Source organism: Salinicola sp. (assembly GCF_982684285.1).
Map to the genome: position 1 here is coordinate 1 of NZ_CEXLVS010000140.1, position 10,869 is coordinate 10,869.

The 10,869-nt window shown below is 62.0% G+C and carries 16 protein-coding genes; 9 read left to right on the forward strand and 7 right to left on the reverse strand.

Going from position 1 to position 10,869, the window contains the following annotated elements; all coding sequences use genetic code 11:
* Positions 1–573: hypothetical protein (locus AC3AYF_RS12890; protein WP_487779819.1), on the forward strand; the 573-nt coding region annotated here is incomplete at its 5' end.
* A complete protein-coding gene (locus tag AC3AYF_RS12895) occupies positions 566–901 on the forward strand; it encodes a hypothetical protein (protein ID WP_295036541.1) in 336 nt (111 codons plus the stop codon). The genes AC3AYF_RS12890 and AC3AYF_RS12895, both read left to right, overlap by 8 nt.
* A 173-nt stretch (positions 902–1,074) precedes the next feature.
* On the opposite strand, the gene AC3AYF_RS12900 is transcribed toward AC3AYF_RS12895, so the two are convergent.
* The gene (locus tag AC3AYF_RS12900; protein WP_487779820.1) at positions 1,075–1,860 is read right to left on the reverse strand and encodes a helix-turn-helix domain-containing protein; all 786 of its coding nucleotides are present in this window, start codon (positions 1,858–1,860) and stop codon (positions 1,075–1,077) included.
* 11 nt (positions 1,861–1,871) lie between these two features.
* Positions 1,872–2,477 (reverse strand): LysE family translocator, encoded by a 606-nt coding sequence (locus tag AC3AYF_RS12905; protein WP_295036543.1) that lies wholly within the window; start codon positions 2,475–2,477, stop codon positions 1,872–1,874.
* A 277-nt stretch (positions 2,478–2,754) separates the two neighbouring features.
* Between AC3AYF_RS12905 and AC3AYF_RS12910 the strand changes: the two genes are divergently transcribed.
* Complete coding sequence (locus AC3AYF_RS12910) at positions 2,755–3,498, forward strand: sulfite exporter TauE/SafE family protein (RefSeq protein ID WP_295036544.1); 744 nt, start codon at positions 2,755–2,757, stop codon at positions 3,496–3,498.
* 181 nt (positions 3,499–3,679) lie between these two features.
* Here the strand turns inward: AC3AYF_RS12910 and ycaC are convergent, their stop codons facing one another.
* Positions 3,680–4,303: an isochorismate family cysteine hydrolase YcaC gene (gene ycaC, locus AC3AYF_RS12915; protein ID WP_295036545.1), complete on the reverse strand. Its 624-nt coding sequence runs from the start codon at positions 4,301–4,303 to the stop codon at positions 3,680–3,682.
* A gap of 88 nt (positions 4,304–4,391) precedes the next feature.
* On the reverse strand, positions 4,392–5,258 hold the full coding sequence (locus AC3AYF_RS12920) for a pirin family protein (protein ID WP_295036546.1): 867 nt from the start codon (positions 5,256–5,258) through the stop codon (positions 4,392–4,394).
* 132 nt (positions 5,259–5,390) lie between these two features.
* On the opposite strand from AC3AYF_RS12920, the gene AC3AYF_RS12925 reads away from it, so the two are divergent.
* Positions 5,391–6,341: a LysR substrate-binding domain-containing protein gene (locus tag AC3AYF_RS12925; RefSeq protein ID WP_295036547.1), complete on the forward strand. Its 951-nt coding sequence runs from the start codon at positions 5,391–5,393 to the stop codon at positions 6,339–6,341.
* Positions 6,342–6,454: 113 nt separating this feature from the next.
* Here AC3AYF_RS12925 and AC3AYF_RS12930 read toward each other — a convergent pair whose 3' ends face one another.
* Positions 6,455–7,297: an alpha/beta fold hydrolase gene (locus AC3AYF_RS12930; RefSeq protein ID WP_295036548.1), complete on the reverse strand. Its 843-nt coding sequence runs from the start codon at positions 7,295–7,297 to the stop codon at positions 6,455–6,457.
* Between the two features lie 147 nt (positions 7,298–7,444).
* On the opposite strand from AC3AYF_RS12930, the gene AC3AYF_RS12935 reads away from it, so the two are divergent.
* The 4 genes from AC3AYF_RS12935 to AC3AYF_RS12950 all read left to right on the forward strand — a co-directional run bounded on the left by AC3AYF_RS12935 (position 7,445) and on the right by AC3AYF_RS12950 (position 9,769).
* Complete coding sequence (locus AC3AYF_RS12935) at positions 7,445–8,314, forward strand: LysR family transcriptional regulator (RefSeq protein WP_295036549.1); 870 nt, start codon at positions 7,445–7,447, stop codon at positions 8,312–8,314.
* Between the two features lie 296 nt (positions 8,315–8,610).
* Positions 8,611–8,814 carry a cold-shock protein gene (locus AC3AYF_RS12940; RefSeq protein WP_071229947.1) on the forward strand — a complete coding sequence of 68 codons (204 nt, stop codon included), beginning with the start codon at positions 8,611–8,613 and terminating at the stop codon, positions 8,812–8,814.
* 152 nt (positions 8,815–8,966) lie between these two features.
* Positions 8,967–9,434 carry a VOC family protein gene (locus tag AC3AYF_RS12945; protein WP_295036550.1) on the forward strand — a complete coding sequence of 156 codons (468 nt, stop codon included), beginning with the start codon at positions 8,967–8,969 and terminating at the stop codon, positions 9,432–9,434.
* Positions 9,434–9,769, forward strand: a complete 336-nt coding sequence (locus tag AC3AYF_RS12950) for a GFA family protein (RefSeq protein ID WP_295036551.1) — start codon at positions 9,434–9,436, stop codon at positions 9,767–9,769. Before AC3AYF_RS12945 ends, AC3AYF_RS12950 begins: the two co-directional genes overlap by 1 nt.
* A gap of 84 nt (positions 9,770–9,853) precedes the next feature.
* Here the strand turns inward: AC3AYF_RS12950 and AC3AYF_RS12955 are convergent, their stop codons facing one another.
* Entirely contained in the window at positions 9,854–10,117 is a 264-nt protein-coding gene (locus AC3AYF_RS12955) for a type B 50S ribosomal protein L31 (RefSeq protein ID WP_110598504.1), read from the reverse strand.
* A 157-nt stretch (positions 10,118–10,274) separates the two neighbouring features.
* Here AC3AYF_RS12955 and AC3AYF_RS12960 point away from each other — a divergent pair, with 157 nt between their 5' ends.
* Positions 10,275–10,580, forward strand: a complete 306-nt coding sequence (locus tag AC3AYF_RS12960) for a hypothetical protein (RefSeq protein WP_295036552.1) — start codon at positions 10,275–10,277, stop codon at positions 10,578–10,580.
* A 9-nt stretch (positions 10,581–10,589) separates the two neighbouring features.
* Here the strand turns inward: AC3AYF_RS12960 and AC3AYF_RS12965 are convergent.
* A partial coding sequence (locus tag AC3AYF_RS12965; protein WP_110598502.1) for a hypothetical protein occupies positions 10,590–10,869 on the reverse strand: 280 nt, incomplete at its 5' end.

Sequence of the window (10,869 nt, forward strand, 5' to 3'; positions counted from 1 at the left end):
AACTGGCTAGGGGGTGAGCTGTACGGGGCAGGCTCTGACGGCCAGAAGTTGATGACGTTAGGGGGCACGTTTGTTGCTGGTGCCGCCGCAGCTCGGATGGCTACTGGACCTAAGCCAATTTCCAGCTTCTTTGAAAGGAACCGAATTGCCCAAGCTCGTCAAAGACAATACAAGATGCTTCAGGATAATGAGGGGTTCAACATTAGTCCTACGGGTTGGGATAGATACCCAACCATCGGACGTCAAGGAACATTTATTAGTGACCAGAAAAGTGTTGCGGGGTTGATTGACTCTAGTCCTGTCAACGGAAAAATCTATATATCGAAATCTCAGGCGCTTGGGATAGAGAAAAACATGGGGCTGGAACCGAACTCTCTGTCCGGCGGCTTTAAGGTCAGAAAAGTTACGGGGATAAAGGAGATGTTGCCAAGGAGTCCTCTCGAGGGGAATGATTATTTTCTTGGTCCTGGAAACCATCTACCTGGAGGACATCCTGAAATGGTGATAAAGTCAATTCCGACGAAAGATAATTCGTCCGTTAAGACTCTTTTTGAGGTTTTGATAAATGACTGATGCTTCTAAATTAAGTTACGTAAAAAAAGCTGACCTTGATGATATTTATGTCGTGGTTAAAGAGCCTTCGATTGGTGCAGCGATAGTGGCGCTGGGATTCAAGCTTGATGCAACTGACGGACTCTATAAGCTTAATACTCAAGATGATTTGGAAAAAGCTAGCATTTTCGACAAGCTGAGATCGATTGGGTTACCTTTTATGGGCGGATCCGAGTGGTCTCCGGCTGAAGTGTTCGAATATCTTAGGGAAGATTTGCAGTTACTATCCGGACTCTATGAGAAAGCTGTTTGGATACATCCAGGCGCTGCTAAATTGGAAATGTCTTAATCTTCGATTTATGAGCTTTGCAGGTATTGTTGCATCTGCTGGGTAATATCAGCGCCGCCGGAATATCAACATTAGCCGCGTAAAACCAATGCGTCGCCCGACCGGCTTTTCGCCGATTCTTTCCTTGTCTGGCTATCGCGCATCAATTTTTCAGTCAGAGCTTGGCCAACACCTCAACCCCGCCGCAGCAGCGAGCGCCACCGCGAGGGCGTCATGCCGAAGGCGCGACCGAAGGCGCGGGTCATGTGGCTCTGGTCGGCGAATCCCGCCGAGAGTGCCGCTTCGCTGAGGCTGATGCCGGTGGCAATGTACTGCCTGGCGACATCCAGCCGGCGTAGCGTGAGATAGCGATAGGGGCTGGTGCCGAACAGCGCGCGGAAGTCGCGGGAGAGCGTCCAGCGCTCCTGGCCGGAGATCGACTCCAGGTCGTCCAGCGTCACGCCCTCGTGAGTGTGGGCATCGAGATAGTCCCGAACCCGGCTCGCCGCGCGGTAGTCGGGTGTCGCTCGCGAGCGGGTGATCCGGGTATCGCTGTTGGCTTCCAGTACGTCGGCCAGGTCGGCAATGCCGTTCTCCTCCTCGAGCGCATCCAGAGGTGCCTCGACCGAGGTCAGGAGAAAGCGGACGGCCTCTCTCAATCGCGGGTCCGTCGACAGGCCGCCGGTAATGTGGGGCAGGGTTCTGCCGCCCAGCGCGGTCTGGATCAGCGCCGGGGCGATGTAGAGCATGCGGTAGTGAAACCCGCGCTCGTCGCCGGCGTGGCCATTGTGAGCCTCGTCCGGGTGGAGCACCATGACAGTGCCGGGCAGGCTGTGCCGATAGTCGCGCCGGTAGTGGAAGCTCTGCACCCCATCCAGCGTGATGCCGATGGCGTAGGCATGACCCTGAAAGCGAGCCTCGAGACGCTCGATGCGAGAAGGCGAGGCCACGATGCACCAGTCGGCACTGTTATCGGCCATGGCGGTTCCTGTCATAGCAGCGGTACGACAACGTAATCGAAGAACATCATCGCTGCGACCACGACGAGCAGAATCGCCACGATCCGGTTGCAGAGACGAAAGTATCTCGGTTGATGGATTCGCTTGCCAACGATCTTGCCAGCCCAGAAGTAGAGCGCGGGAGCGCCGCCGCCGCCCAGCGCGATGAGCGCCGAACAGCCGATCAACGCTGTGCCGGTGATTTCCCGGCCCGGGAACATCACCGTAGTGATCGGGATGACGACGAGTGAGTTCTTCGGGTTGAGCAGTTGCATGAAGAATCCATTGCCGAAGCTTAATCTTCCGGAACGGATTTCGTCCCGATCCCCGGCCGCCGTCGGGGTCGATGTGAATACCTTGAACGCCAAGTAGAGAATATAGGCGCTGCCGGCCAGCGCGATATAGGGGATCAGGTCCCGGACGATCAGGATCTGGCCCGCGAAACCGATCACGGCAAACCAGCAGAAGATCGCCAGTGCCACGCCGGCGAAGAACCCCCACGTCTCCCTGAGTGTGGCGCTCAGCCCTTCGTTCAGGCTCAGCAGGTTCACCGGGCCGGGTGTGTACATCACGGTGAACGCGTACAAAACGATCTCCATCTCTTTGCCTCATCGATGACCAGATTCCGGTTGGTTCGACAGGCTAGAGCGCTGAAGGCGGCGAATCTTGAACGATCCTGCAGCGGATGTTCCCGGATGGAGAGGGCGGGCTTTCGATAGCGCGGTGGTCATGGAACGCTTCGAAAAAATCTTCCCCTGAAGCGGGCAATTCGGCATTGGTCAAATTGTCAGCCCGCGAGGCGCGGCGCACACTTTCTGCCCAATCGGCCATTCGGTCCTCCGCCTGCAGGGATGCGTCGTCAATGTCGCAACGCTCGTGAATTTCGAAACGATCGCGATCATCGCCTTTGCCTACCTGGTGGCAGCCTTCGTCAAGGGCGCCACTGGCCTCGGCTTTTCGACCTCCGCGCTGCCCATCCTGGCGCTGGGCCTGGGTCTGAAGTCGGGGATGCCGCTGGTGATCATCCCCTCGCTGGTCAGCAATCTCATCGTGATGCGGCAGGCGGGGCACTTCGGCGAGACGCTGCGACGCTTCTGGCTGATGTTCCTCGCGACCGTTCCCGGCCTGCTGCTCGGTCTCGCCGTGCTGGATCTCATCGATAGTCTCGTGGCCGGGGCAATACTCGGCGTCGTGCTGATCGTCTACGGGGCGTTCACGCTGTTTCGGCCCGGGCGGCCGCTATCGGATCGGTTGGGGCGCAAGCTGGCACCGGTCTCGGGGTTCCTGACGGGACTGGTGAACGGCACGACCGGGTCGCAGGTGATGCCGATTCTGCCGTTCCTGCTGGCGCTGCGGCTCGATCCGAAGCGGTTCATCCAGGCGATCAATATCTCGTTCACGCTGTCGAGCCTGATCATGGCGCTGGGGCTGGCGAAGCTTGGCCTGATGACGGCGGATTCGATCTGGATTTCGCTGGCGGGGCTGGTGCCGGTCTATCTCGGCACCCGGCTTGGCGGGGCCGTGCGCCAGCGGATGGGCGCCGAGTCCTTCCGCAAGGTGGTCCTCATGATGCTGATCGTCTTCGGCGTGGTGCTGGTGGGCAAGACCGCGCTGGCGTAGTCGGCGCCGTGCGGTCCGGCGGGCGAATGTCCAGGATCGAGCGCCAGCGTGGCCTGTCGTCTCGTTCCCGGCGGTGCGAACCGGACTGCTCTCGCGAGGCCTCCTGGGCGTGAAACCCGCGGCGCAAAAAGGCTGCCGCCGCCGAGTGTATCGGCGGCGGCAGCGTGGTTGCGGTGCTCGGCTAGTTTTTCAGCGTCGCATCGCGGCTCTGGATCAGGTTCGAGTAGTGGGGCAGGTGATTGGCGAGAATGCCGCCGAAGCCCTCGATGTCGTTACGCCAGTCGCGATGCAGTTCGCCGGCGACCGAGAACCAGTTCATCAACTGCACGCCGGCCTGGGACATGCGATCCCACGCAGCGTCGCGCACGGTCGTGTTGAAGGTGCCGGAGGCATCGGTGACGACGAACACCTCGTAGCCCGCCTCGCGCGCGGCCAGGGCCGGGAAGGCGACGCAGACATCGGTGACCACGCCGGCGATCAGCAGCTGTTTCCTGCCGGTCTCCTTGACGGCCTGGACGAACTCTTCGTTGTCCCAGGCGTTGATCTGGCCGGGGCGGGCGATATAGGGCGCATCGGGGAACTTCGCCTTCAGCTCCGGCACCAGCGGGCCGTTGGGGCCGTCCTCGAAGCTGGTGGTCAGGATCGTCGGCAGGTCGAAGAACTCGGCGATGTCGGCAAGCGCCATCACGTTGTTCTTGAACTCGTCGGGGCCGAAGTCGCGAACCAGCGATAGCAGTCCGGCCTGATGATCGATCATCAGCACGGCGACATCGTTCTTGTCGAGTCTCTGGTAGGAATAGGCCATCATCCATCTCCTTCTATTATTGAAGAGGCGGGATATCGACGTCGATATCCCGCGGGGCGTCGGGCGTTGGCGAGAACGCCCGAATCCTTCACGCCGTGGTGCCGAACTCTCCGGCCTGGAACTGGCGCATCGAGTCTTCGATCTCCTCGCTCGTGTTCATGACGAACGGCCCGTAGCCGACGACGGGTTCGTCGATCGGTTCCCCGGTCAGCACCAGCAGCTTGGCGTCGTTGTTGGCCTCGACCGCGATCTCGCTGCCTTCCCGCGCGAACAGGGCGAGCTCGGCGTCCCGGGCGATCTTGGTGCCGTTGAGCTGCACGGTGCCGCTGAGCACGACGATCAGCGTGGTGTGGCCTTCCGGCACGCTGAGCGTGGTGAAGCCGCCCCGGTTCAGGCGCAGGTCCCAGACGTTGATGGGGCTGAACGTCCGTGCCGGGCCGCTCGTTCCGGTAAACTCCCCGGCGATCACCGCCAGATGCCCGGCGCCTTCGGCCAGTTCGAGACGGGGGATCTCGGCGGCCTTCAGCGACTGGTAAGCCGGGGGCGCCGATTTGTTCGCGGCCGCCAGGTTCACCCACAGCTGAACGACTTCGAAACGCCCGCCGCGTTCGGTGAAGGCCGGGGAGTGGAACTCCTCGTGGACGATGCCGTTGCCGGCCGTCATCCACTGCACGTCCCCCGGGCCGATGATGCCGCCGTTGCCGGTGGAATCCCGGTGCTCGACTTCGCCGTCGTAGACGATGGTCACGGTCTCGAAGCCGCGATGGGGGTGCGCGCCGACGCCGCGTGGCTTGACCGCCGGGGTGAAATCCCTCGGCCCGGCGTAGTCGAGCATCAGAAACGGCGTGACGTGATGCGCACCCAGGCGGTCGTAGGTGAACAGCGAGCGCACGGGGAAGCCGTTGCCGACCCAGTGGGCCCGAGGAGCGGAATAGATACCCGTGATCTCTTTCACTGTGATCTCCTTCGCCGGTCGTTCGGCGTCCCGTGATGAGGAAGTGCGTCGATGGGATGATTGTACGGGTGGGACGCCGACCCGATTAGCGGGGTAAAATCCAACGCAGCGTCTCATTCATGGAACGATTACATGCAGGATCTCAACGATCTCTACTACTTCGTCCAGGTGGTCGAGCACGGCGGCTTCGCGCCGGCGAGCCGGGCGATCGGGGTGCCGAAGTCCAAGCTGAGTCGGCGTGTGGCCGAGCTCGAGACCCGTATCGGTGTGCGCCTGATCCACCGCACGACGCGCAGCCTGGCCGTCACCGACCTTGGGCGGGCGTACTACGAGCACTGCGCTGCCATGGTGGTGGAGGCCGAGGCGGCCCAGGAGACCATCGACCGCTCGATCGCCGAGCCCCAGGGGCTGGTACGGATGAGCTGCCCGCCGGGCCTGCTCTGCTTCATCGTGGGGGATCTGCTCACCGCGTTCATGGCGAGGCATCCGCTGGTCAGGGTCGAGCTGGAGGCCAGTGGCCGGCGGGTGGATGTGGTTCGGGAGGGGTTCGATCTGGCGATACGGGTGAGATTCCCGCCCATCGAGGACAGCGATCTCAGCCAGCGCCTGCTCTCGCGCAGCCCGCAGCGTCTGATGGCGTCGCCCGCGCTGTTCGAGCGTTTCGCCCGCCCGCGTGTGCCGGGGGATCTCCACGGTTTGCCGTCGCTCGATTGGGAGCGGCCGGGCACGGGCCATACCTGGTGCCTTGAAGGGCCGGATGGGGTGAGTACGCTGATCGATCATCGCCCGCGACTGGTGACCGATGACATGGTCACCCTGCGTCGCGCGGCCCTGGCGGGCCTGGGGGTCGTGCAACTGCCGATGCTGGTGGCGGGGTCGGATATCGCCGAGGGGAGTCTGGTGGACGTCCTACCCGACTGGGTGCCGCGCGACGGCGTGGTCCAGGCGGTGTTCCCTTCGCGACGCGGTCTGTTGCCCGCCGTGCGTTCGCTGCTCGATTTTCTTGCCGACAGCTTTGGCCAGGAAGATGTCACCACGCAGCTTCAACCGCCGGTGCAACCTGGGCATGAAGCCGGGCACTGAGCCATCGCAATGTCGGGCACGCCACGCGTCGGACCGTCACTCTCCGGCGCGTGGCGCAGGTTCCTGCTCCGGGCCCTGACCGTGGGCCGGATTCCTTCGTCGCCCCGATGCCGTCAGCGCTTCAGGAACTCGATGACCAGGCGGGCGATCTCTTCCGGCCGGTCCTCGGGCGAAAAGTGGCCGCACTCATCGAGCACGCTGAGATCCGACCCCGGTATGTCGGCATGCAGGCGATAGGCGTAGTCGACGCTCTGCCAGGCGTCGTCCGCGCCCCAGATCAGCTTGACCGGAATTCGCCCGAGCTCCGGCAGGCGGGCGGCGACCTCCAGGGTGTGCTTCGGGTCGTAGTGGCGTATCTGATGCTGGAACAGGCTGGCCTGGCCGATGGGCCCGCTGATGAAGTCGAGGTAGGTCTCGAGCGCGGATGACTCGAAACGCTGCGGGTCATGGACCGCGGTCAACAACCATTCCCTGAAATGCGCGCGGTGTTCGTCGTCGGGCACCTTGATCAGTCGCTCCAGCCCCGCGGCCATCTGCTGGCGGGTCCTGGGCGACGGATAGCTATCGTAGCTGACGACATCGATCAGCGTCAGCGACTGCAACCGGCGTGGGTGAAACACGCCGAGCCGCTGGGCGATGCCTCCGCCGAAATCGTGGGCCACGATGTGTGCCGTCTCCAGCCCCCAGTGGTCCATCAGGGCTTCCAGCACCGGGACCTGGGCCGAGATCGAGGTGTCGACCGAGGGATCCCGGGGGCGTTCGGAGTGGCCGTAGCCCAGCAGGTCGAAGAGATGGACACGATAGCCCGCCCCGACCAGCCGGGGCACGACATTGCGCCAGATGAGAGAGGAGGAGGGCGTGCCGTGCAGCAGCACGATGGGCTCGCCCTCACCGTAGACGCCGTGGGCGATACGCTTGCCATCGATCAATACGTTGTCGGTCGCGATCGGATTCATGGTGTGGCTCCGTGTGGGTGGGTATCGATGAGCTTGCGAAAGTTCCCTGCATGACACAAATGAGGTTTATGATGGAATCGATCTATTTTTGTCATGGCGTGGGTCGCGTCTTTGCGAACGCGAACCGAAGGGCGAGGAGTACGACGAATGAGTGCGAGGCTGGAGCTTGGCGCGCTACAGGCGCTGGCAGCGATCGTGGAGACGGGTGGAATCACGCGGGCGGCACAGTCGCTGGCGCTGTCTCAGTCGGCGATCTCGCACAAGATCCGCCGGCTGGAAACCGCGCTCGGCTGTGAGCTGCTGACCCGGCGCAGCGGGGCGGGGCTGTTGACGCCGGAGGGCGAGAAACTGCTGGGCTATGCGCGGCGCATCCTGGCACTTCACGACGAGGCGCTCTCCTGCCTGGGGACGGAGCCGTTGCGAGGAAAGATTCGGCTCGGCGTGACCGAGGATACGACCAGCGGCGGCGTGGCCCGTATCCTCGGTCGGTTCGCCCGTCGGCATCCGGATGTCTCGGTGCGGACCCACGTCGGCCAGAGTCTCACCCTGGAGGGGCAGCTCGACCGTGGCGAGATCGACGTCGGCTTCATGCAGGTGTTCGAGCATCGTCAGCGAGTGTCCGATACCGTCGTCGCCAGGGAGCCGCTGCATTGGGTGAAGTCCCGGGACTTCGAGCTGGACATGAGCCGTTCGATACCGTTCGTCGCCTTCGACGACGACTGCTTCTACCGTCAGTGGGCGATGGAGGCGGGGCAGTCGCTCTCCCCGGGCCTGAATACCGTCATGACCTGTGCGAGCGTCGCCGGCGTGAAGTCGGCGGTACTCTCGGGGCTGGGCGTGACGCTGTTGAATCGCCGCCATGTGACGCCGGAGATGGAGGTGATGCAGGCACCGTTTCCCGAGCCGCCGCCGATCGTCTATCTCCTCCGGACCGGGCGACAGCGTCACTCGAGCGCGGTTCGCGGTCTGGTCGGCGCGATAACCGAGGAGGTGGAAACGCCCGCGGTGCCGGGGTGAGATCGTCATGGTTCCCGAGCCGGCGGCGGCCTGCCGGGGGAGGAGAGCCGCATCGGGATGGGCAGGAAAATGAAGACGTTAGGTCGAGACGACAAGATTTTCGCCTTCCGACCAACACACCTGTTGACTATCGGGCGATGAGGGCGCAGACTGGCGATCAGTTGGTTAGCAAGTCGCATATTGTCAGTTGCACTCGAATCATTCGGTAGCCTGGTTATATCCCCTTGTTTTACCCACTACATCGGGTAGCACCCGGCAATCGCAATTACGCGCTAAGCGCATAAGGAATTCGGAACATGGCAACTGGCACAGTTAAGTGGTTCAACGACACTAAAGGCTTTGGCTTCATTTCTCCGGCAGACGGTGGCGACGACCTGTTCGCACACTTCTCCGAGATCCAGGCTGACGGCTTCAAGTCTCTGCAGGACGGTCAGGAAGTTTCTTTCGACGTCACTCAGGGCAAAAAAGGTCTTCAGGCTGCTAACATCAAGCCGCTCTAAGACTTTCGGTAGATCCATCGCCCTAGCGCGATAGAGATTCCAGCACCAAGGCCCGCTCACGCGGGCCTTGGTGTTTTTGCGTTTGCAGCAGAGTGAATGTGAGGCCAAACGTCTCGTAGATACCATTGCTCCGGGCTGCTCATGAGGTCTTCATGCCCAATCGCAGCTACCCAGCGGCCCCCCGAGTCAATCATGTTGGTTTCAGCGTACGCTGCCTGGAATCGACGATACGGTTCTGGTGCGAGTGTTTCGGTGCCACGCTGGTTCGCCAAGGCGAGATGTCCGGCCCGTTTCTCTCCCATGTGACCGGTGCGCCAGATACGACCGTGAAAATGGCCATCGTCGAAATCGATGGTTTTCCTGTCGAGCTGCTGGAGTATGCGCTCGAAGCTGAGGCTCCGCGCGGCGGCGGTTACAGCCAGGGAGTCGCTCATCTCGCGTTCGATGTCGACGACATCGAGGCCACTCTCGGCAGTGTCAGTCTTCACGGCTGGCAGGCGCAGGGCGAGGTTCAGACCATACCGGCAGGCGAGAAGAAAGGAACGAAGGTGATGTATATCGTCGGGCCGGATGGTTGCGTCGTCGAGTTGATGCAGCCACCAAGAGAATTCGCCGAGTGATGAAGCTACAGTGCGACTGCGGTAACGTCAGGCTCTCCGCCCCCGACCCCGCGCAGGTGACTTGCTGCAATTGCGGAATCTGCCGACGTTACATGGCGCTTTGGGGCTATTTTCGCCCTGGTGAGGTAGAGATCGTCACTGGGACGGCGGGCAGGGAGTCGTATCAGCGTGGTGACCGGGAGATCGAGTTCCTGCGTTGCGCCGCGTGCGGTTGTGTGACGCATTACCAGACGCTGGCGGGCGACCCTGACCCCATCGTGGCGGTCAATTTCCGCATGGCGGAAACGCTGCCCCAAGGCGTGACGACGCGCCACGTCGATAACGCGACGCGTTGAATGGAGCGTGAGCCAGCTCTGGCTGGGCGTCTCGGTCGCTGGTGCGGCCGAGACGTGCTCTGCTCGGTGGGGCGATTTTCCGATTCAGCTCTGGCGACGCGATGTCACGCTGCCGAAACGGCGCTTGAACTGGGCGGCACGGCCTTCGGTGCCGACCTCGCGCTGCTTGCCGGTGTAGAACGGGTGGGATGCCGAGGAGATGTCAAGGTGCACGAGGGGATAGGTGTTGCCATCCTCCCACTCGATGGTCTCGTCGGAGGTCATGGTCGAGCCAATCTTGAAATACTGGTTGACGCTGGTGTCGTGGAAGATCACCTGACGATATTCGGGGTGGATGCCGGCTTTCATGGGATTCTCCGTTCGGTTTATTTTGTAATGTTATTACATTTCTTGTTTGCAGGGCAATCGTCCGCGTCATGGGGACGCATCGCCCGCCACGCCTGTGCGAAACGGGGCGGGATCCGCTATCATCGCGTTTCCCCAGCCGGCCAGATAGCCTCTCTCCATGCATAATCTCTACATCCCCGTCGCCGCCATCCTGCTGGCGTTCGCCGTCATCTTCGGTGGGCAGGCCTTGTCGGATAGCCAGGTCGACGACGACATCAAGTCCCTGATCGCCCGGCAACTGGGCGGGGACGACGAGATCGAGTTACAGGCGATGAGAGAGATTCAGAAGGGGTACGGCGTGTGCGGCCAGTATCGGGCCGCCGGGCAGCGCCACTCCTTTTCGCCGTTCTACTACAGCAAGGTCAACGAGCGCGTGACGCTGGGCGCCGAATCCGAGCGGTATCGGCGCCACTGCGGTCACTGAGCGACAGGTTCAAATCTGCTGAAATCGCTCGATGCGCTCCCGGATGGCGTTCTCGGGGCCGATGAGATCCAGCAGGTCCGATTCGGTCAGGCCGATATGCTGATGGCCGCGGGCGATCGAGGTGTAGTTTTCCCCCTCCCGAATCGCCTCCTCGACCAGTAGTGAAAGCTCCTTGCGATCATCAAGCGAGGCGGGGTCGTAGCTCTGTCGCGCACGCTGGAACTGGTTGGCCTGTTCCCTGCGACAGCGCTGCAGCAGACTCTCGGTGATGAACGGTGTGCTTTTCATG

Bases quoted from the DNA above. Each gene is read 5' to 3' on its own strand.
- AC3AYF_RS12895 (WP_295036541.1), top strand. From the start codon at position 566: ATGACTGATGCTTCTAAATTAAGTTACGTAAAAAAAGCTGACCTTGAT.
- AC3AYF_RS12900 (WP_487779820.1), bottom strand. From the start codon at position 1,860: ATGGCCGATAACAGTGCCGACTGGTGCATCGTGGCCTCGCCTTCTCGC.
- AC3AYF_RS12905 (WP_295036543.1), bottom strand. From the start codon at position 2,477: ATGGAGATCGTTTTGTACGCGTTCACCGTGATGTACACACCCGGCCCG.
- ycaC (WP_295036545.1), bottom strand. From the start codon at position 4,303: ATGGCCTATTCCTACCAGAGACTCGACAAGAACGATGTCGCCGTGCTG.
- AC3AYF_RS12925 (WP_295036547.1), top strand. From the start codon at position 5,391: ATGCAGGATCTCAACGATCTCTACTACTTCGTCCAGGTGGTCGAGCAC.
- AC3AYF_RS12930 (WP_295036548.1), bottom strand. From the start codon at position 7,297: ATGAATCCGATCGCGACCGACAACGTATTGATCGATGGCAAGCGTATC.
- AC3AYF_RS12935 (WP_295036549.1), top strand. From the start codon at position 7,445: ATGAGTGCGAGGCTGGAGCTTGGCGCGCTACAGGCGCTGGCAGCGATC.
- AC3AYF_RS12940 (WP_071229947.1), top strand. From the start codon at position 8,611: ATGGCAACTGGCACAGTTAAGTGGTTCAACGACACTAAAGGCTTTGGC.
- AC3AYF_RS12945 (WP_295036550.1), top strand. From the start codon at position 8,967: ATGCCCAATCGCAGCTACCCAGCGGCCCCCCGAGTCAATCATGTTGGT.
- AC3AYF_RS12950 (WP_295036551.1), top strand. From the start codon at position 9,434: ATGAAGCTACAGTGCGACTGCGGTAACGTCAGGCTCTCCGCCCCCGAC.
- AC3AYF_RS12955 (WP_110598504.1), bottom strand. From the start codon at position 10,117: ATGAAAGCCGGCATCCACCCCGAATATCGTCAGGTGATCTTCCACGAC.
- AC3AYF_RS12960 (WP_295036552.1), top strand. From the start codon at position 10,275: ATGCATAATCTCTACATCCCCGTCGCCGCCATCCTGCTGGCGTTCGCC.